The following is a 21054-nucleotide window of genomic DNA, read 5'->3' on the forward strand; positions in this document are numbered from 1 at the left end:
CAAATACTGTGCCAAATTTTACATATATATAATCACTAATAACTTTAACGTATTGATTTGTAAGTAATCGCTAAAGTCTCCCTGTTCACTTATAGGCTGACTCACTCATTTAACAAAAAAGCCCGCAGTTAACGCTGCGGGCTTTTTTGTGTTTTAAGCTTTTTTAAAGCTCAAACGGCGCGACGCCTACGGCTTTTATTTTATAGCCAACTTGAGCGATGTCGCCACTCCATGTTTCTGTGCTGATGATGCCAGTGACAACAATCGCATCATATAAGCTTTCGATTGGTACGCCGCCTTTAATTGTTACGTGGACAATTTGATTAGGTGGCGGTGGTGGTACGTGAATACAAGCACCAAAATACGGTACCAGTAAAAACTCGGTGATGACTTCGCTGTCACCTTCAAGTGGTACCACAAAACCCGGTAAACTCACCGATTGGCCGTCGAGCTCTTTTACCACCGGTGCATCAAGATCGGGTTGCACCCAGTTTTGCTCACTGCCTTCATGGCTAGCTTGGTCTTGGGTATCAATTTGCACATGCCCTTGGGGGATCAGGTCTTCCCAAAATATTTCTTTTGGCGCGTTAGCATGAGCTAAAAAGCTCACTGCTAAGCTAATAATAACTAAGCTCACAAAGCTAAGTTTTTGAATGTACTGCATGGTGTTCCTCTTAAATTTTAATGCTCATGCCATCGGTCAGTGAGTAGAAATAAGCACGCGTTGCGGGAATAAGGCCAACGATAAAACCTGCCGCCATAATAGCGCCGATCAACACTAGTTCATAGTGGGAGAGCATACTGATTGTGACTGAGATACCCCCGTGGCTTTGTAAAAAACCTGCGGCGATGCTCATCAAGCTATAAAATAAACCGCACCCTAATAGGCAACCAAACAATGTGATAAGGAGTGATTCTATACTAATAAGCGAGAACAAGTGCCAAGGTCTGGCACCTACAGAGCGTAAAATCGCCAGTTCACGACGGCGTTGGTTTAAGTTGGCTAATAGTGTGGTTAACATGCCAAGCAGGCTCACTAGTACCACAATGGATGAAAATAAGAGTAAGATCTTTTCGACTATTGAGAGCATTTCCCACAGCTCGCGTAATGTTACGCCAGGCATAATAGCCAAAAGTGCTTCAGGTTTATATTGGTTAATATTACGACGTACTTGCAAGGTGTATAAAGGCGAGTCAAAGCCCATTAAAAAGGCCGTAATTTGTTTTGGCTCTCCGGTTAGGTTGTCATTATGCTGCTCATGCTCATGCTCATGCTCATGCTCATGCTCATGCTCATGCTCATGCTCATGCTCATGCTCATGCTCATGCTCAGAGTGACCCCCGCCGTGAATTAGCTCAATGGCAGCAAGGGGAATGTGCAAGGTTTTATCAACCGGTGTGCCTGTGGCTTTTAAAATACCGACCACGGTAAATGGGTTTTCATCGTGATGATGAAAGCTAGTATTGCCCATGCCATGTGAAATAACCACTTTATCGCCAAGCTGATAGTTTAGTTTGCTGGCGATTTCACTGCCTATTACTACTTCGTTTAAATGGCTAAATGCTGCGCCTTGGGTGAATGTTAGTGATTGTTTTTTTCCATATTTGTAATGTGTAAAATAATCTAAGCTGGTACCAAGTACGGCTTGGCCTTTATGGCTGTCACCAAGGGATAATGGAATTGTCCACGCAACCCCCCGTTGCTGCTTGATAAATTGATAACTCTGCCAGCTTACACCATTGTTTGTGTGGCCAATGCGAAATACAGACGACAGTAATAATTGAATATCGCCAGTGCGGGCGCCAACAATCAAATCTGTGCCTGAGATTGTATTGCTAAAACTACTTTTGGCATCAACGCGTACACGCTCAATACTCAGTAGCAGCATTACGCTAATGGCAATGGTAAACAGGGTTAAAAAAGCACTGCCACGGCGGTTCAGCAGGCTTTTATAAGCAAGCTTAATCAATATCATTGTGCTTGCTCCGTAATATCACTTAGGCTGATTGAGCGATTAAACAGTGTTTGCAGGCTTTCATCATGGCTAACAAATACTAAGGTGCTACCGGCTATACTGGCCTGAGCAAATAACAGCTCAATAAATGCTGTGCGGTTATTTGCATCCAGTGCAGAGGTCGGTTCATCGGCAATAATGAGCTCTGGACTGCCAATAAAAGCGCGTGCGGCAGCAACTCGCTGTTGTTGGCCAATACTTAAATTTGCTACGTTTTGCTGGTGGTGTTCCATTGTGAGGCCAAGCGCAGTTAATAACCGTGCGGCTTCTTGCTCTAAAGAGGCACTTTGTTGTAGCGCCTTTTTTTGGCGTGGCTTTGAAAACTGGCAACCTAGCATCACGTTTTCAAGTGGTGATAGGTAAGGCAGTAAATTAAAATTTTGAAAAATATAGCCTATATGATCAGAGCGAAAAACATCACGTTTGCGGTTACTCAGGGCTGCTAAATCAGTATTTAATAGTTTTACGGTACCTGAGTTGGCAGTATTGATCCCAGCAAGCAATGACAATAAGGTTGATTTACCAGAGCCGCTCGGCCCATGTAAAAAAACATGTTCGCCATCTGCAATGTTTAATGCCGCTATGCTAAGCGTGGGCTTTGCTTGTTGCTTGTGCCATTTGAAAAGTACATTGTTAAGTGTGATCATAAAAACCTATATAATTATTACCAACGCCAATAATTTAACTTTTTACGCATCTTTAAATTTCGAATTAAATTAAGCGGTTTGGGCTTAAGTTTTGGATTTGTTAATACTAATTCATTGCATGCTGCAAGTACACGTTGACTCGACAGGCCGTCTTGGTATGGATGAAGCTGCTGACAAAAAGACTCAATATCGTCCATTAGCTGAGCAGGATGAGATAAAGCAAGCTCAATGGCAGCTTCTACGTTTTCAGGTTCAGTGACATCAATAAGGTGTTTTCCTGGGTTTTGGTTGCAAAAAGTGACGACTGGTTTTCGTTGTAAAATAAACATCAATAAAATTGATGAAGTATCACAGAGCATGACATCAGCAGCTTTTAAAAGGGGTAATACATTATCTGTTTCAATAAAAGTTAGGTTTTCGTTCTCAAGAGCTTGATATTTAGAGACTAACTCATTTGGCATTTTAGGGTGGAACTGCATTAGAATTTGCCACTTACCTTGCTCACTAAAAGTTTTTATTGTTTGGTAAAGCCTCGGTGCCAGAGATAAGTTTCTTGAAAATGTTGAGCAAATTAATAGTGTTTTTCTTTTATCATCAGGCTGTGTATAGATACTTTTGGTGTCTGGATTAAATAGAGGATCTAATGTAGGCCAACCAGTTTCTTTTACAGCAAAGTGCTTATATTGTTTTGACAGTTGTTCAAATCTTGATGTTGTATTAGGGCCTTGAGTACAATATAAATCAAAACATCCTCTGATATTAAAGTGATCTTCAAAGCCTTTACGATTTCGTTTGCCTGAATTGAACCCATGGAAAAGACCTACTTTTATACCTGGGATGAAAGGAGGTATAACATTTCCTGGGACGAATGACACATCTGGAGACCACCTAATAACTTCTTCAATCGTTAATAGCTGAGCTTCATTATTTTTCAAGAAGCTAGATGTAACTTCATTTCCTTCCAAAAACCACTTTACCTCACCTCCTTGAGCTAGTATTTCTTGCTGTAATGGCCGCAAAATAGCATAAGAATAATTTTGAGAAATATACATCAAGTATTTTTTATTTTTAGTTGCTGTTAAATAGTCCAAGTATAGTCCCCCCAATAAATAGACCCATATTATAACTCTATATTGTTTATGACAGCAAAGTTACACTGGAATACCCCTTTAGCTCTTATTTATACGCTATGTATAAAAGAGCAGAGATTGAGCTTTTGGCTCGTCTCGATTATTATTAGCACCTTATAACCCCAATACCACACTTATGCTCACTATGGGCATGCCATACATCCGGAGATAGCATGACTAGCTATAAAGTTTTAGACGTAAACGATGACTTACCAATTCGTACAAAAGGCCCTGTTCACAGTGGTAAAGTACGCTCTGTTTACTGGTTAACAGACGAAGACAGTGCACGTTTGATTAGCGACAAAGGCTATAAGGTGCCAAAAGGAACTGAGCTTGCGATTATGGTGATTTCTGACCGTATTTCTGCGTTTGATTGTATTTGGCAAGGTGAAAACGGATTAAATGGTGTGCCAGGTAAGGGAATTGCATTAAATAGCGTAGCATCGCATTGGTTTAAATTATTTGATCAAGCTGGCCTTGCGGGTAACCATATTGTTGATATTCCTCACCCGTATGTGTGGATTGTACGTAAAGCGAGCACAGTTAAAGTTGAAGCGATAGCGCGTCAATACATTACAGGCAGCATGTGGCGTGACTATAGCAAAGGCATACGTGATTTTTGTGGCTTAGAGCTGCCAGAAGGGCTAACGGCTAACCAAAAGTTAGATAACGTGTTAATCACTCCTTCTACAAAAGGGATCATTACGGGCGTAGCAGACATCCCTGAAGTGGATGATGTAAATATCACGCGTGAGAATATCACTAATAACTTGGGCGTCTTTAATTTTAAGTCTGAAGATGATGTGGCTAAATACGAAAAGTTATTAACAGAAGGCTTTGGCTTAATAAGTGCAGAGCTTGCGAAGCTTGACCAAATTTTTGTTGATACCAAATTTGAGTTTGGTTATGTAGAAGATGTAGATGGTACAGACAAGCTGATTTATATCGATGAAGTGGGTACACCTGATTCATCACGCATTTGGGACGGAGCAGCATATCGAGATGGTAAAATTGTTGAAAACTCAAAAGAAGGTTTCCGCCAGTTATTGATCAACAATGTGCCAGATAGTGATGTATTACTAAATAAAGACCGTATGGATGAACGTGAAACTCTAGCGCAAGAATACGTGCTTCCAGAGTCTGTCATGCTTGCTGTTTCTGATACTTATGTTGGTATTGCAAGTAAAATTGTCGGTACTGATATCACTATCCCTGCGGATCCTCGCGGTGAAGTGATTGCCATATTAGACGAGCAATATGGATTAATTACTAAGTCTTTATAATGAGTTGGTAGTTAAGTGACTTTAAAAAGCCTAATTTTTTACTATTATTTAGTGTAATTGGGCATTTATACCCAAACTACCTCAAGGTGCAGAATTCAGCGCTTCACAGGGGCTTAATATCAAGGCGTTACTTTGCAACAATGGCAGTCCCTTTTAATAAGTAACAACGATGAGAGTAAGTTCCTGTGAAACGCCCAACGGGTTGGTTTAAAAGCGATTTATACTGCGTTATTGATTTTAACAATAGAACCACTATTACTTGCAATCAATGCCTTGCCTAAATCACTTTTAATTTCAACTGATACTCGCATCTTTAGGTGGTTTGGGTATATAGTTGCATTACAGAGCACAGTTTAATTAGCTTAAGTAAAACCTAATAAAAACTTTAAACATGGTACTTCGTGTATCCAAGGGTATAAAATGGCTTGGCAGGGGATTGTGACTAAATACATAGCGGCATTGGGTCTTTTGCTATTCTCTTGCTTTATCTCTGCTGCTGATATTACCCTTAAGATAACGGATCAACATGGCCAGCCATTAGCTAACTCTGTTGTTGAGCTACTCGGGCAGAATAATCAAGCTGTTGCAGGTGATTTACCTGTGTTGATTATGGATCAAATAGATAAACATTTTTCACCGACTTTACTTGTTGCCCAGCAGGGACAGCAAGTTAACTTTCCCAATAGTGATAACATTCGCCACCACGTTTATTCATTTTCGAAGGCTAAACCATTTCAATTAAAATTGTACTCAGGACAACCAGAACAGCCTGTTGAGTTTGAAAATGATGGTATTGTGGTGCTTGGCTGTAATATTCATGATTCTATGGTGGGCTATATTTATATAGCAAGTAGTCCTTATACTTACCAAAGTGATGCAAATGGTATCGTGCGTATAGAGCAGAGCCGATTACCTGTGAAAATTAGCCTTTGGCATCCTCTGCAATCGCTACCCCTTGAAGAAAAAGCGCTATTAAGCATTACTGAAAATGCTGTTAGCAGTTTAGCTATTGTGATTAAAACGGATACCCCTGTGCAACGTAATACATTTGGTAATAAGTTTAAGGCTGAGAATGACCAATAGTTTAAAAAACCGCATTATTATACTGTGTGTCGGCTTGGTGTTATTAACCACAGTAGTTAGCTTGGCTAGTTTTTGGTGGTCAACGAGTCAATTTAATGAAAATAAAGTGACTCAGGATATAAACGTTGCCGAGAATGTATACAAACAATATTTAACGGCGAAAGAAAGCCTATTATTAACCGCGGCAAAGGTTTTAACATCAGATTTTGGCTTTAAACAGGCTGTAGCGACACGCGATGCAGATACTATCAGCAGTGCCTTATACAATCATAGCCAGCGTATTAATGCTGATGTAATGTTGCTGTTGGATTTGTCGGGTGAGTTAATTTCATCAAATAAGCCTAACCAGACGTTTAGTAATGATTTTAAGCAGTTAATGACCGAGCTACTTAATAACTCTGAGCAATCAAGTTTTGTGGTACTTGAAGGTGAGTTATATCAAGTTATATTACTGCCAGTAAAAGCACCTAGAACGGTTGCTTATAGTTTGGTTGGCTTTCAAATCAGTGACGACGTAGCAACAGAGCTAAAAAACCTGACAAGCATGGATGTTAGCTTTATTGCGCAAAGCGATGGTGTTATTCGTAGCTCGCTATTGTCTAGACCAACCCCTTTTGTACCAAATAGTTATTTTCATCAGGCAACGACCTCACGTTTGTTTGGTGAGCGACCTATCTATCGTAATCGTGATTTGCATTTAGCCTCATTGAAAGAGCGTCCTGTAAATGTATTATTGAGTGCTGATTTATCACAAAGCTATACTGAGTTTGAACGGCTATTTTTTACGCTGATATTTTTAGCTTTCTTAACTATTGTAATCGGTATTATCACCAGTAGCTTATTAGCAAAAAATTTAACCATGCCTTTATCGCAATTGGCGAACTTAGCTCGCCAGTTCGCCCGCGGTAATTACAGTGTTGACGCAATGAGTAATAAGCAAAGCAATGAAATAAAAACGCTTATTGATGCTTTTAAAAACATGGGTAACGATATCAACGAGCGTGAACAGCAAATTAGTTTTGCGGCAAAACATGACTCGTTAACTGGTTTTTATAATCGCTCCGCGATGCTTGAGGTGTTAAATGAGTCTCTTGAGGAAACTCAACAGTACACCTTAGTCGCAATTGATATTCGTGGTCTACGTCATATAAACGATAAACTTGGCCCAAGAGTAGGGGATGACTGTTTAAAAGCGGTTGCGTGTCGTATTGCCGAGTTTTCTGATGAATTAGGTGGCTTTCATGCACGTATCGGAGGGGATGAGTTTTTAACTGTGTTTCCTACATTAACCAGCCAAAATATAAAGTGTGGAATACCAGGTCTAATGGACCAGTTACAGGCTTGTTACACAATTCAAAAATTAAATATTAGTTTACGTTTTAGTGCTGGGGTTGTGAATTATCCAGAGCAAGGGCTGCAAGCCGATGACTTGATCCGTCGAGTGTTAATTGCTGTTGATAGTGCATCAACTGAACATGAAAATATTCATTACTATCAAGATGGTGAAGATGAAGAGCATCTTGAAAGCCTACGCATGATCGATGAGCTTAAACAAGCGATCAGTGATGATGATGGGCAGTTATTTATGACCTATCAGCCCAAATTAAATATTGCCACGGAACAAATTGATAAAGTTGAGTCTTTGATCCGTTGGCAACGAAAAGACGGCAGCTGGGTATCACCTGAGTTATTTATTGATCTTGCTGAACAGTCAGGACTCATCGTTGAGTTAACTGAGTGGGTTATTAGTACCGTTGTGACGCAAGTCGACTTATGGAAGCAAAAGGGTATTGCTATGCAGGCGGCTATTAATGTATCGGCTCAAGATATTGCTTACCCAGGCTTTCACGCAAACCTAGTAAAAACATTAAAGAATCATTCGGTAGCACCTGCGTTGATCACTATTGAATTGACTGAACGCGATATGATTGAAAATGAAGAAAAAGGCATTCAAGCATTAGAGAGCTTGAAAGCCATTGGCGTTAAAATTTCGCTGGACGATTACGGGGTAGGGCAAACGTCATTAGGGCGATTAAAAATGTTACCAATCGATGAGCTTAAGCTGGATAAGTGTTTTATTTTAAAGCTAGACGAATCGAAAAAAGATCAATTTATTGTCGAATCAACTATTACACTTGGTCATCAGTTGGGCTTTTCGGTAGTGGCTGAAGGAGTTGAAACCGAGGGCTCGTTAGAGTTACTCAAAGCGATGCAGTGTGATCATGTACAAGGTTATTACTTAAGTAGGCCCTTAAAAGCTGATGTATTTGAGCATTGGTTGGAGCAATATAATGAACCCGCTTAAAGCAATCATAGTTTTAATAACAAGTGTTTATTCATTTCATACTCTTGCTGCGCAAGGTAAATTATTAGCTACGCCAGGAGTGTCACAAGTGGAGGGCAGTGCGGGAGGTGGTATTGTACCTTGGGCGCAGTTAGCTGGTTATGCCAGTGATGACGAATTTGCTATAAACGGCTTTTGCAGCCGAGCAGATGTTACTGATTACAGTTTAGATGTATGTGGTGCTCAAGTTAACTTGTTTAACCGTGTTGAATTTAGTTACGCACAGCAACAATTTGATGTACCAGCACTCGATACACAAATCGAGCAGTCAATCACATCAGCTAAGGTGAGAGTTTATGGTGATATTGTTTATAGTCAATGGCCACAATTAAGTATTGGCGTACAGCATAAGTCACTAGAAGATGGCACTGTTGCTACATTGCTTGGCGCACAAGACACCAGCGGGACTGATATTTATTTAGCGGCAAGTAAGCTACATTTAGGCGCTATTGCCGGTTATAACTGGTTTTGGAACATAACCACACGCTACAGTGATGCCAATCAACTAGGTTTATTAGGTTTCGGTGGAGTCGGTAAAAATAAAGACGTTTTATTTGAAGGCAGTACTGCGGTATTTTTCAGTCGTGAAATAGCGGTGGGTATTGAGTATCGGCAAAAGTCTAATAATCTTGGTTTAGGTGAGCAGGATTGGCAGGACTTATTTATAGCGTGGATGCCTAATAAGTATGTAAGTGTGACGGCTGCATGGCTTGATTTAGGCCGCATTGCAGGTGCAGAAGATCAAACAGGTTGGTATTTATCTGTCACAGGTTATTGGTAATGAAAAACCTTTTCTTTGTACTTTTATTATCCACACTTATGGCATGTACATCAGCATCAAAGCTGAGTTTATATCAGCAACTGGATGGCCAAGAGGGCATTGAACGTTTGGTTGATAGCTTTATTAATCAAATAGGCACTGACGACACCATCTTACCTTATTTTACGCACGCCAATGTTGCTCACTTTAGAGCGGGCTTTATTACTCACTTATGCGCAATAACAAATGGCCCCTGTGAATATAAAGGCGATAATATGGTTGATATTCATACTGGAATGCATATTAGCGAACGAGATTTTAATCGGGTGGTGGATTTATTAATTAATGCGATGGATGAGCAACACATCAGCCATTCGGTACAAAATCAAGTTTTGGCGAAAATGGCACCACTAAGATCTGAGATTATTAATATTTGATTAATCTAATAATTTTTTAGTGGCATCGGCGATATCTTTAGGATTTATTTCTTTAATGATATCGCCTTCAAGTAATTGAGAGCCATTTGCAACTAATGCTATTTGGTTTAAGGTTTTAGGTGCGACCAGGCTCCATGGTGATGTGCCTAGACCTACAATTGGTATTATTGGTACATTAAGCGCCGCTGCAATATGCATGGGCCCTGAGTCAATACTTATCATTAAATCTAAAGTACCAATAGCATCGGCCATTGATGCTATTGATGTTTTTCCAGCTAGCATTTTAGAGTCTATACTTTGCTTAATGAGTTGCTCATGTAGTTGTTTTACATCTTCGACTTCAGTTGGATCACCAAATAAATATAAGCAGCAATCATTTTGTTTAGCAATTATCTCAAGGCTTTTTAGAGCAAGTTTTAAAGGGTAATGACGCAACTCTTTATTTTTACCTCCAAAATAAATCCCAATATTTTTATTATTGGTACATCCTATCAACTCACTCTCATTTGTCATTAAAGAAGTACTTGGTATCGTTGAAAATGGGTTACCAAGGGGTTCATTAATAAGTCTGCAATAGCGATAAATATAGTGATGGTTAGGGTTGAGGATCAAGCTGTGTGTTAACAGAGGCGAGCGACCGTTTTTAGCATAACCTACACGGTATTTAATACGCGCTAAAAAACATAACATAGCTTCAGATAAAGAATTACGCATGATAAAGGCTAATTCAATTCTTTCTGATTTTAATATTTTGGCTTGAGCTAGCATTGAAATGGACTTGGAGCTATTAAAACGCTCGTCAATAATTACTGAGTAGCGCGAATCTCTTTTGAAAAGCTCGGCTAAATGAGGCCTAACCAGGAGTGAAATTTTATGATTCGGGTAGTTTTCTTTAATCAACTGAAGTGCAGGGGTGCAATTAACTGCATCACCAATAAACTTGGGAAGTACTACGAGGATCGTGCCAGTAACTGAAATCTTTATTTCTAGGGAGTTATTTCTCATTACTTGAGCTTGAGGTCTTTATAAAAAATTTATTGTACCAACGTCAGTTTATGAAGTCTATTTGGCGCCAGCATTTCATTATAATTAATAACTCATCAATAGTGTTAAAGAATTAACCTATAAAAGTATACCAGAGTAAAAGGCCTGTAAAGGATTATAGGCGATTATATGTTGCTGCAAATAATTTTAGTGTTCAGTTTTTTGCAAAATTATATTGTAACTTAACTTTTAAGTACTTTTTGTTTTACTGTCTTTTCGATGGAACATTTATTCACTTCATGAAAAACTTATATGTTCGGTGCTGCAAGCATCTTATTTCACATATTGGAAGAGAGAAATACATATAATGGGCGCCCTTAGGTATAGGGTATTTCGGTACCTTTTAAGCTGCCAAGTCACTTTAACCTTGAAGATGTAAATTTAATCCCTAGAGCAAATCATAAAAAGCGCAAAGAATTTATTAAAAGTAAATTGCCAAAGCGTTATATTTTTGTGCCGTTTCAGGTTCCTCATGATACGCAAGTTGTGTGTTACTCGCCTTGGTTGAATTCAATGGAAATGCTTTACAGTGAGGTAATGAACGCTATAGAAAAGTTAAATGACCCTGATTTAAAAGTGGTTTTTAAAGAGCATCCATCGTGGCATAAGCATTATACACACTTATACAAAAAGCACCCTCAAGGTATATTTGCAAACGGCAATGCAACTACTGATTTAATCGAAAATGCACAGGCTGTAATCACTATCAATTCAACCGTAGGATTAGAAGCGCTGTTATTAGCAAAGCAGGTAATTACACTTGGTCAGGCATGTTACAACATTGATGATTTAGTTTTACATGCAAATAATAGACAAAAGCTATTTGAGCGCTTATTGCAACTGGATCAAGGTTGGCAACTAAACTTGGCGTTACGAGATTAGTTTTTTTGTTATTTAAAGCGTGTTTACACTATTGAAGGAAGGTGGCAAGATTGCTCAAAAGAGCATGCTAAGGCTGTCGAAGAACGTCTTATAGGGTTAGATGTTTTTTCGCAGCAACTGAATAACGTAAAGGATAACAATGAAGAATGTAGTAACTTGTCAGTGGTTAAAAGAGCACATAAACGATACAAAACTTGTTATTTTTGATGCGGGTATAGTGCGCCCAGGCTTACCTGGGAGGTATCAGCCAGACGCTAAGTTACCCAATGCACAACGTTTTGATTTTAAAAAGCAACTCGCGGATTTATCCAGCGGTTTATCTCATACTATGTGTAATCCTGCGCAATTTACGCAGCAAATGCAGCTTATGGGCGTCGACCAAGATTCGTTGGTGGTTATCTATGAAGATGAAGGCCTGTTTAGCTCTGCGCGCGGCTGGTGGATGTTTAAAGCTATGGGTTTTGATAACGTTAAAGTACTCAGCGGTGGTTTAGCCAAATGGCAGTCTTTAGGATACCTGACTCAAGTTGAATACAGCCATAATCACCATACAGGTAACTTTGTTGCCAAACCCAGAGCCGATTACTTTATTGACGCCGCAGCGGTGTTTAATGGCATTGATAACGACGACGTTTTGCTATTGGATGCACGCAGTTACAAACGCTATACAGGCGAAATGGCAGAGCCGCGAAAAGGCATGCGCAGTGGTCACATACCCAATAGCTGTGCGATGCCATACTGTGAACTACTTGATAACGGAGAAGCTAAATCATTTGAGCAGATTCAAGCTGCTTTTGAGAAAGTCATTGATAGCGAGACCACATTGCAATTTAGTTGTGGCTCAGGGGTCACAGCGTGCATTTTAGCGTTATTTGCTAGTGAGTGTGGCTATCAAAACTTGCATGTTTACGATGGCTCTTGGAGTGAGTGGGGCGCACGAGACGAGCTTCCTATCGAAACAGGGCCTTGCCCTAAGCGTTTATAATTACAGCGTATTTACTGCAAAGTCATAGTGGCGCCAATAGTTAATTGCTTTACGATTAAGCGGTTGGCGCACTTGCACTTTACTGGCTGTAGCAGAGGGGCTTTGTTGTTTATAAAAGTCTAAGCAGTCTGCTTGCCATTCTAAATTACAAAAAGCGTATACCTTTTGCGTATTACTGACAGGTTCAGTTACTAACTCTTCATATTGCATGATCAGGACATTGTCTTTATAGGTGCTCGTGAAGTGATTTATTAGGTTACAGTAGTCATAGTAATAACGGTTTATATTTTTTAAATCATAACTGTAATGATGAAAAGCACTGGCAGGGTTATAAAGCTGACGGAAATTTGCAATACAGGTATCTTGTTGCCCCCGCTGCATACAAATTATTTTAGCATGCGGAAATGCAGCTAAAATTAAGTCAATATAATAAAAGTTAAATGGCTGCTTATCGCAACAATGTAATGACGGGGCCACTAATTGGCTAACGCGCTGTTGATAATTATTAAGTTGCTCAATAGTGTGTTTATTATTGTAGGCGTTTATTAAAACATCGCTATTTAAAACTTGTTGATTGCTCCCTTGGCAAAGTTGAGCAATGTCATTTAGCTCACCAACGCCTTGTACTTTTGCAGACTGATTGATGATTTTTTCCATTAGTGTGGTGCCTGAACGAGGCATGCCGACAACAAATATTGGTGCAAAGTCGTTATCAGTTTGAGTGTTGGAGAATTGCTGGCTAAGCTTTATAAGTTGTTGACAAAATTGACTGTGTTGATCTGCGTTATATTTTACAAGTTGGTTAATGTTCTTTTTGCTGGCGATAAACGCATTGTAAGCGTTTTTAAAGTCACCTAAGTGTTCATAATTAAGTGCCATAGCATGTTGCGCATAGTGGTTGTCTTGCGCTGATAGCTTACTTTTAACTAAGGTTGTAAGCTGCGCTAAATGGGCTTTTGCTGAGTGTGAGTTATTTAACTCCGCTAGAGAATAATGAGCTTGAAAATAAGAGGGATACTGAGTAATTAATTGCTGTAGTAAATCACGAGCTTTTTCAAACTCTCCCATCACTTTGTAACCGACCGCCAAATTATAAGTTACTTGCGGATTTGATGACTGACATGCAAAAGCTTTTTTCTGCCAAACGAGAGCTATTTCGTATTGCCCCAGCCGAGTCAGTACGTTGGCCACAAGGTCATAATACGTAGCATCTTCAAGTTCACTCTTTAATGTTTGTTCAATATAATGCTGAGCACTCCTTAATTGGCCTGATAATGTAGCAAGCTTTGCTAAGTGAGCAATATATAAAGGATGCTTGGTAATATTCAGTGCTTTTTCGAGTAGCTTTTGTGCTTTACTAGTATCGCCCGCGGCTAAATTTACTTGTGCCAATAAAAAATAACTAAAATGATCGTTTGGGGTCTTTTTTATATTGCTTACTAATAAATGGTGGGCGTCATTAAGTTTACCTTGCGCAATTGCTTGGTCAATATGGCGTTGAAGCTGAGTTTGAGCTGATGTTAGTTGCATAGTCACAAGCATAAAAGCCTTGATGTAAAACACCAAGGCTTTTGTTTATAAAGTTAATTTACTTACAGTTCAAAATTATAAGTAAACTTCATCCCGATAGTTCGAGGCGCCGTTGTGTAGTGGCCGTATACACGTTGTAAGTCTGGTAATTCTTTATTCAACTCTTCGTACTTAGCCATACCAGCCCAAGATTTATCGCGACGTACTGAGGTAAACGCGTATTTGTCGAATAAATTATCAACGTAGAGAGTCGCAGACCACATATCACCTGTTAGCTTGGCTGATAAGTTACTTAGTGCATAACCGGCTAATGTTTCGCCATCCGCTTTTAAGCCAACTTTAGTGATGGTGTCACTTTGTGCCGTCATACCGTAATTGATACTCAGCAGTTTATCATTCAATACATCTTGCTCATAACGTAAACCGAATGAAAATTGATGTTCAGGCGCACCCGGTAAGCGAGCGCCATCAGCACCATCATAGTATGCTTGATACTGTGCGTAATCTTCGCCTAGTATGCCTAACAAACCAGGTGCATCTTCAGTTAGTTCAGCCTTTGCATAGGCATAAGTGGCGTAGGCAGTCCAGTTATCAGCAATCATTGCGCGAGATGAAATTTCCACACCTTTTGAGTTTGCTGCACCGGCATTAGACGTAATAAGCTCTTGACCATTGACAGTAGCAGAGCCAACTTGAGCATCATTCCAATCAACATTAAATAATGCTGCGTTAAAATGAAGACGGTTTCTAAACCAACTTGATTTAAAACCAAGCTCATAGTTTACCGTAGTATCTGGCTCGTAATCTTCTTCATCTGGATATGCACAAACAATTTGTTGTTCGGGTAGTACCTCAGGGCAAGGTGCGATACCGTTACCACCACCTATTCTAAAGCCTTCACTCACTGTAAAGTAGGCTAGCACACCAGAATCAAACGTGTAGCTGGCGTTAAACTTGAATAGGTTACCATTGTCGCTAGCGCTAACATTTTCCATTGCTAAATCATCAAGAGATGCAAAGTCACCTGAATACAGTGGGGTCGCAGAGCCTGATGTGGTTGATACATCGTACTCATAAAAACGTGCACCTAGGGTTACGTTAAATTGCTCAGTAAAAGCATAACCAACTTCACCGAAGAGTGCTTTTTCAGTGGTTTCTGAATCGCTAATTAAAATATACTCAAGGTCATCTTGTACATTTGGAATACCACCACCCCAAAACTCAGTTAAGCCTGGCGTATATTCTCTATCATCAGAATGAGTTTCTAGTTTGTTGTAGTAACCACCTATAATCCAGTTAAAAGCACTGTCGGAGTTAGAGACTAAGCGCAACTCTTGGGTAAAGCTATCACGTGTAGATGTATCTAGTGTTTGTCCAACAAAGGCTGGGAAGTCCGCGTAACCGCTCCAAATGTCGTAAAGCAAGTCAGTTTGATCCCGTTGCCCTGATTGCTCGTAGCTTGACCAGCCAGATGCAGATACAAGTTCAGCAAAGCCTAAATCAGCTTTAATTTCTAAGCTTAGTAAATCGTTTTCTTCTTCACCAGGCTCAAGCACTCGGGCTGCATTTTCATATTGCCCAACCATGCCTTGTAACGCACTGCTATCGCTTAATGAATTATATTGCGATGTTGAATTGCCGCCGTTCTCTTGTTTTTGATAAAAGTAGTTAAGAGTGGCATCAATATCTTCGTTTGCTTGCCAACGCAGTGATAAACGCCCTGTGGTAATTTGCTCATCGTTCACATCATTCACACTACGCAAGTTAGCGCTAACGTCTTGCTCATTAGTAAAGTCAGGATTTGGGTTTGATACACCAGGGTTTTGTACCACGTAGTTATAATCTATATAACCTGGGTTTGTGTAATAATTTACACTGGCACGCACTGCTAATACATCGTCAATCAGTGGTGTATTAAAAACTAAACCAAATTCACCACCGGTGCCATCACTTTCATCTATGCTAAAAACATCGCCAGTTACTTGCCCTTCGGTAATATCAAGCTCAGGCTGCTTTAATAAGTAACGAATCGCTCCCCCTAATGTGCCAGCACCATATAGTGTGCCTTGTGGGCCTATTAATACTTCAACACGGTCAACATCAGTTAAGCGTAAATCAATATTCAGTGGAATTTCGCCTACGTATGTTGCAACAGTGCCGCCGTCAGAAATACGGTCAGAAGTATTGGTATTTAAGCCACGAACTATAATAGGAGAGCCTTCGCGGCCACCTTGATCAGAAATAGTTAAACCTGGAACCCAGCGGGCCACATCTTCAAGATCACCAATGTTTTGATCTTTAATCACATCACCATCAAGAGCTGTAATATTAAGAGGTGCTTCCTGCACTGAACCGGCGCGACGAGTAGCTGTGATTTGTATAGTCTCAATAGCTTTGTCTGCTTGGGTTGTTGATTCTTCAGCTGCAAGGTGTTGGCTATTAAATAAAATAGCAGAAACAGCTGATGCAAGAAGTGCTGGCCTAAAGGTGTTCATGTTTTTATTCCGAATAAGTTACAGTTAATTTATGCTTTAAAATCAAAGTTGAGTGATTTTTTAAACAAAATTAATTAGATATAAAGTGAATTTATATCTAATTATAGTGTATTTTTATTCTTTTAGTCATGCGTTATTTGCAAGATTATGTAATTATTTTGAATAAATACTCTATGGTTTTTTATAAGGGCAATTTTGGCAGTTGTTTTGGCAGCATTTTCCACGTTTTAAGAAAAACCAACGAGTGAATACCATATAGCTATTTTGCATTTCATAGTCGAGGTTCTCTATCAGGTTGGCATTGCTTTGAAAGCGTTTAGCAAAAGCTAGTTGTTCTTTTAAAGGTTGGTCATACAAGGTAGTTAAAAACTGATTAATTTTAACCAACGTACACTCTTTACATAAACAGCTGGTGGTTGTGTTATCAAAGGGTAAAATAGCGGGGAGTTCATTGCACCAACAGGCATTAATGTTATCAACATTACATGTCAGCGTGGTTTGGCATTGTGAACAGGCTAAAGTTGTCATTTAATTTTCATTCAGTTTTTAAAATCATTATTAGAATAACAGATAAACAAATATGAACAGAGCACAAGCGCTAGCAGAATTTGTCACCTTTGGTAAAAATAAGGAGCAGGCAGTTGGTATTATTGTTTCATCACTAGTAGATGAACAAAGCCCTGCTTACATATTAACGCTCGAAAGCGTACTTGATGTTCTTAAACGTTGCATTGCAGGCGAAATAGATTTAGACGACCTAGAACTGTGGGCTAATGTAATAGAATCAAGAACCGACATCGATCACAGCGCCGTGGAAGGCGCAATTTATGCCTTAAGCAACAGCGAACAAATGGGCGAGTTGGATACTAGTAAAATTGAGAGGTTGGTTGGATTATTGAAAATCTAGCCGTCAGCCTGTCTCTTATACAGAAGATTCTATTTTCTTAGATTCATGATCTAATAAACAAAAAAGTTAGGTCATGAATACGCTAAGCAATGAATCTCTCGAATGGGCGCAACTTATTTTCAGTAAAGCTAAGCTTAATGATCTTCGTCTCACTAAACGTCTGGTAAGTATAAGTGCTTCTTTAGAAAGTAATGCCAGTAAGTCATTAATGTCATCTTGCCTACACAGACAACATAGTTAGAGAGCGGTCACTCGTGCTCGCTCTTTAAGATGCAACAGGGCTGAGCTATAAACATTCCGTATGTGATGAATTAGGTGAAGTCAATTCAGCAAAGAGGCGGAAGAAAAGCACGAACAGCCAGTTTAGATGTCAGCTTTACGCCGATTAAGTTAAAGTGTTTACGGTATACAACAGAGCCGCTCATGCAGTTAGGTGAGCCCTGTTTGCTAGCGCAAAAGTATAGGCTTTCACCGTCTGAATATTTTTTGGGCGGCTTTGCTGTATACAGTAACCTGTTTTGCTGTGAACTTTCCCATGTTTACTCCATAGCTTCTGAAATAATGGAGGGCGTAATAATGGTTGCTCACCACCGATTTTCTCACCGCAAAACGCTTATTGAGCAAAATGAGGGGGCTGCCTATCATTCTGCCCACGACAAAACAGGTCGTAGGTAACGGAAATCTGCAAACCGGTTTGGACTGGGAAAATGAAAAAGCCCTTTATTTTCAATGCTCCTCACAAGGTAATACAGGGCTTCTAAGGCATTCTTGGACGGGTAACTTTCTACCTAGGAACTTATTCGATGTTTTGGATCTGCTCTCTCATCTGCTCAATCAATACTTTTAGCTCTACCGCTGCATTGGTGATGTCGCTGTTGATTGATTTAGAGGCGAGGGTGTTTGCTTCACGGTTGAACTCTTGCATCATGAAATCTAAACGACGGCCACATGCACCGCCTTTTTTAAGGATCTTTTTAGTTTCTTTCACATGCGACTTTAAGCGGTCTAGTTCTTCAGCTACATCTTGCTTTTGGGCAAGGTAAATTAGCTCTTGTTCTAAGCGAGACTCATCGATATCGGTTTTTAAATCTTCTAACTTTTGATTTAATTTTTCACGTTGCCATTTTGCTATTTCAGGCATGTGGGTTTCTACAACAGCAACTTGCTCTAAAATAGCATCAAGACGTGTGGCTATCATTTCTTCAAGGTTTGCACCTTCATCAGCTCTAGCAGATTTAAAGTCTTCGATAACTTGATCAAAACCTGAAATAAGGGCGGTGTTAACGCTGTCCATATCAAGTTCTTCGGCTTCCATGACACCAGGCCAACGCAGGATATCAACAGGGTTAATGTCACCATTACTTTGTTGTTGCACCCATTTAGCACTATTTATAAGTTGCGCAGCAAGCGATTCATTTATTGAAAGCTCACCAACGTGAGCAGGGTTGGCAACAAATTTTAAGAATACTTCAACTTTACCGCGCTGTAAGTGCTTACGTAAGCGTTCACGAATAACGGGCTCCATGCCACGAAATTGCTCAGGCGCACGAATAAAAGTTTCAAGGTAACGTTGGTTAACTGAACGTACTTCCCACGTGCCAGTGCCCCAATCGCCTTTTATTTCGCGACGCGCGTAAGCTGTCATACTGTGGATCATGGATGGTTTCCTAGTTTATTTAAACAATATTGAACTGATTATACCGTATCACTGCATAAGCTCTAGCGGAAATTTTTGTTGATGTTGTTTTTGCTTATAGCATTTCTACAATTCACCATGGCATCTGCCGCTATATATACTTATAATATGTCAAATTCAGAATTAAGGGGATCGTTAATGCGTCCAAGCGAAAGAACACCTAACCAAATTAGACCGGTTACATTTACACGTAATTATACATTACATGCCGAAGGCTCTGTGCTGGTTGAGTTTGGGAATACTAAAGTACTGTGTACAGCTACAGTTGAATCAGGTGTACCGCGTTTTATGAAAGGCCAAGGTAAAGGGTGGATCACTGCCGAGTACGGAATGTTACCGCGCTCAACCCATACTCGCAATGGTCGTGAAGCGGCGCGAGGCAAGCAAAGCGGTCGTACAATGGAAATTCAACGCTTAATCGCACGCTCTCTTCGCGCTGCGGTTGATTTAAAAGCATTAGGTGAAAACACGATTACAATCGACTGTGATGTAATTCAAGCCGATGGCGGTACGCGTACTGCATCTATCAGTGGTGCTTGTGTTGCCTTAGTCGATGCACTGACTCATATGCGTAGCAAAGGTATGATCAACTCGAATCCACTTAAATTCATGATCGCTGCAATTTCTGTGGGCGTTTATAAAGGCCAAGCGATTAGTGATTTAGAATACCTAGAAGACTCTGATGCTGAAACAGACATGAATGTGATTCTAACTGAAACGGGAAAAATCATCGAAGTGCAAGGTACAGCCGAAGGTGAACCGTTCTCGTTTGACGAGCTTGATGAGCTGCTAACTCTAGCTAAACATTCAATTCGCGAAATTATTGACGTGCAAAAGCAAGCACTCGCTTAATAAAGTAATAGGTTTAATAGTAATGAAAGATTATCAAATAGAGTTTATTGAATTTGCACTTGAAAAGCAGGTGCTTAAATTTGGCGAGTTTACTTTAAAATCAGGCCGTACTAGCCCTTACTTTTTCAATGCTGGTTTATTTAACACTGGCCGTGACCTTGCTCGCCTTGGCCGTTTTTATGCTGCAGCTTTAGAAGATGCGGCAATCGATTATGATGTTTTATTTGGCCCAGCATATAAAGGTATTCCAATTGCGACCACCACAGCCGTAGCGTTGGCTGATCATCATAATAAAGATGTGCCTTATTGCTTTAACCGTAAAGAGAAAAAAGCGCATGGTGAAGGTGGTACATTAGTAGGCTCTGAGCTCAAAGGAAAAATCATGTTAGTTGATGATGTGATAACCGCAGGTACTGCTATTCGTGAGTCAATGGAAATCATTGCGCAAAATGGTGCAGACTTAAGTGGTGTATTAATCGCACTTGATCGCCAAGAGAAAGGTAAAGCAGAGTTATCAGCTATTCAAGAAGTTGAACGTGACTTCGGTACTAAGGTTATTTCTATTGTGAAACTAGCTGATCTTATTAGTTACCTTGAAAGCAAAGGTACAATGGATGAACATTTAGAAGCAGTTAAAGCATACCGAGAACAATACGGCATCGCTTAATTAAGCATTGTTCAACTGTCATCTAATTATTATCAAGTAAAAAGCCCAGTGATTTTCACTGGGCTTTTTACATTAAATTACTTAATAAGGTTATGAAAACGTAAATTAAGTATAGGTTTTGTAGTGTTTGGCATGAATAGTGAGCGAACAGTACTTTATTTCAAGTTTTCTTTAAAAAACGCTTGCGTAAAAATCTGTTCTCCCTATAATGCGACCCCACTGAGACGGCAGAGCAGGCAACGCTTAGCGAGGCAAGCAAGTCACTTAGTAAGTCGAGTAAAACTTGAGTTTAGATTT

20 protein-coding genes are annotated in these 21054 nt (G+C 39.8%); 11 read left to right on the forward strand and 9 right to left on the reverse strand.

What is annotated here, in order from left to right; genetic code table 11:
• Positions 1-163: 163 nt before the first annotated feature.
• The 4 genes from AAEU30_RS19420 to AAEU30_RS19435 are packed head-to-tail and all read right to left on the reverse strand — an operon-like array spanning position 164 to position 3753.
• Positions 164-664 carry a DUF3299 domain-containing protein gene (locus AAEU30_RS19420; protein ID WP_421961969.1) on the reverse strand — a complete coding sequence of 167 codons (501 nt, stop codon included), beginning with the start codon at positions 662-664 and terminating at the stop codon, positions 164-166.
• Positions 665-674: 10 nt separating this feature from the next.
• Entirely contained in the window at positions 675-1976 is a 1302-nt protein-coding gene (locus AAEU30_RS19425; RefSeq protein WP_421961970.1) for an ABC transporter permease, read from the reverse strand.
• Positions 1973-2662, reverse strand: coding sequence for an ABC transporter ATP-binding protein (locus tag AAEU30_RS19430; protein ID WP_421961971.1), 690 nt, complete (start codon positions 2660-2662; stop codon positions 1973-1975). The genes AAEU30_RS19425 and AAEU30_RS19430 overlap by 4 nt, the downstream gene beginning before the upstream one ends.
• Before the next feature lie 17 nt (positions 2663-2679).
• On the reverse strand, positions 2680-3753 hold the full coding sequence (locus AAEU30_RS19435) for a CDP-glycerol glycerophosphotransferase family protein (protein WP_421961972.1): 1074 nt from the start codon (positions 3751-3753) through the stop codon (positions 2680-2682).
• A gap of 212 nt (positions 3754-3965) precedes the next feature.
• Between AAEU30_RS19435 and AAEU30_RS19440 the strand changes: the two genes are divergently transcribed.
• From AAEU30_RS19440 to AAEU30_RS19460, 5 genes are all read left to right on the forward strand, one after another.
• Positions 3966-5075 carry a phosphoribosylaminoimidazolesuccinocarboxamide synthase gene (locus AAEU30_RS19440; RefSeq protein WP_421961973.1) on the forward strand — a complete coding sequence of 370 codons (1110 nt, stop codon included), beginning with the start codon at positions 3966-3968 and terminating at the stop codon, positions 5073-5075.
• Positions 5076-5495: 420 nt separating this feature from the next.
• A complete protein-coding gene (locus tag AAEU30_RS19445; RefSeq protein WP_421961974.1) occupies positions 5496-6158 on the forward strand; it encodes a methylamine utilization protein in 663 nt (220 codons plus the stop codon).
• Positions 6148-8463, forward strand: a complete 2316-nt coding sequence (locus AAEU30_RS19450; RefSeq protein WP_421961975.1) for a bifunctional diguanylate cyclase/phosphodiesterase — start codon at positions 6148-6150, stop codon at positions 8461-8463. Before AAEU30_RS19445 ends, AAEU30_RS19450 begins: the two co-directional genes overlap by 11 nt.
• Positions 8450-9283, forward strand: a complete 834-nt coding sequence (locus tag AAEU30_RS19455; protein ID WP_421961976.1) for a DUF3034 family protein — start codon at positions 8450-8452, stop codon at positions 9281-9283. Before AAEU30_RS19450 ends, AAEU30_RS19455 begins: the two co-directional genes overlap by 14 nt.
• On the forward strand, positions 9283-9699 hold the full coding sequence (locus AAEU30_RS19460; RefSeq protein ID WP_421961977.1) for a group I truncated hemoglobin: 417 nt from the start codon (positions 9283-9285) through the stop codon (positions 9697-9699). The genes AAEU30_RS19455 and AAEU30_RS19460 overlap by 1 nt, the downstream gene beginning before the upstream one ends.
• On the opposite strand, the gene AAEU30_RS19465 is transcribed toward AAEU30_RS19460, so the two are convergent.
• Positions 9700-10704: a glycosyltransferase family 9 protein gene (locus AAEU30_RS19465; protein ID WP_421961978.1), complete on the reverse strand. Its 1005-nt coding sequence runs from the start codon at positions 10702-10704 to the stop codon at positions 9700-9702.
• A 471-nt stretch (positions 10705-11175) separates the two neighbouring features.
• Between AAEU30_RS19465 and AAEU30_RS19470 the strand changes: the two genes are divergently transcribed.
• On the forward strand, positions 11176-11625 hold the full coding sequence (locus tag AAEU30_RS19470; RefSeq protein ID WP_421961979.1) for a capsular polysaccharide export protein, LipB/KpsS family: 450 nt from the start codon (positions 11176-11178) through the stop codon (positions 11623-11625).
• Positions 11626-11764: 139 nt separating this feature from the next.
• Positions 11765-12610: a sulfurtransferase gene (locus tag AAEU30_RS19475; RefSeq protein WP_421961980.1), complete on the forward strand. Its 846-nt coding sequence runs from the start codon at positions 11765-11767 to the stop codon at positions 12608-12610.
• Here AAEU30_RS19475 and AAEU30_RS19480 read toward each other — a convergent pair whose 3' ends face one another.
• The 3 genes from AAEU30_RS19480 to AAEU30_RS19490 form a co-directional block, all read right to left on the reverse strand.
• Complete coding sequence (locus tag AAEU30_RS19480; protein WP_421961981.1) at positions 12611-14152, reverse strand: tetratricopeptide repeat-containing sulfotransferase family protein; 1542 nt, start codon at positions 14150-14152, stop codon at positions 12611-12613.
• Positions 14153-14202: 50 nt separating this feature from the next.
• Positions 14203-16635 (reverse strand): TonB-dependent receptor, encoded by a 2433-nt coding sequence (locus AAEU30_RS19485; RefSeq protein ID WP_421961982.1) that lies wholly within the window; start codon positions 16633-16635, stop codon positions 14203-14205.
• A 171-nt stretch (positions 16636-16806) separates the two neighbouring features.
• On the reverse strand, positions 16807-17163 hold the full coding sequence (locus AAEU30_RS19490; protein ID WP_421961983.1) for a DUF5522 domain-containing protein: 357 nt from the start codon (positions 17161-17163) through the stop codon (positions 16807-16809).
• Positions 17164-17215: 52 nt separating this feature from the next.
• Here AAEU30_RS19490 and AAEU30_RS19495 point away from each other — a divergent pair, with 52 nt between their 5' ends.
• Both AAEU30_RS19495 and AAEU30_RS19500 read left to right on the forward strand, forming a co-directional pair.
• Positions 17216-17542: a hypothetical protein gene (locus tag AAEU30_RS19495; protein ID WP_421961984.1), complete on the forward strand. Its 327-nt coding sequence runs from the start codon at positions 17216-17218 to the stop codon at positions 17540-17542.
• A gap of 73 nt (positions 17543-17615) precedes the next feature.
• Complete coding sequence (locus tag AAEU30_RS19500; RefSeq protein WP_421961985.1) at positions 17616-17783, forward strand: IS4/Tn5 family transposase DNA-binding protein; 168 nt, start codon at positions 17616-17618, stop codon at positions 17781-17783.
• 555 nt (positions 17784-18338) lie between these two features.
• Here the strand turns inward: AAEU30_RS19500 and AAEU30_RS19505 are convergent.
• Positions 18339-19199 (reverse strand): YicC/YloC family endoribonuclease, encoded by an 861-nt coding sequence (locus AAEU30_RS19505; RefSeq protein WP_290209522.1) that lies wholly within the window; start codon positions 19197-19199, stop codon positions 18339-18341.
• A gap of 177 nt (positions 19200-19376) precedes the next feature.
• Here AAEU30_RS19505 and rph point away from each other — a divergent pair, with 177 nt between their 5' ends.
• Positions 19377-20090 carry a ribonuclease PH gene (gene rph, locus AAEU30_RS19510; protein ID WP_058560283.1) on the forward strand — a complete coding sequence of 238 codons (714 nt, stop codon included), beginning with the start codon at positions 19377-19379 and terminating at the stop codon, positions 20088-20090.
• Positions 20091-20112: 22 nt separating this feature from the next.
• On the forward strand, positions 20113-20757 hold the full coding sequence (pyrE, locus tag AAEU30_RS19515) for an orotate phosphoribosyltransferase (RefSeq protein ID WP_087533049.1): 645 nt from the start codon (positions 20113-20115) through the stop codon (positions 20755-20757).
• Positions 20758-21054 lie beyond the last annotated feature (297 nt).

It is taken from the genome of Pseudoalteromonas mucoides (assembly GCF_049257175.1).
Taxonomy (GTDB): Bacteria; Pseudomonadota; Gammaproteobacteria; order Enterobacterales; family Alteromonadaceae; genus Pseudoalteromonas.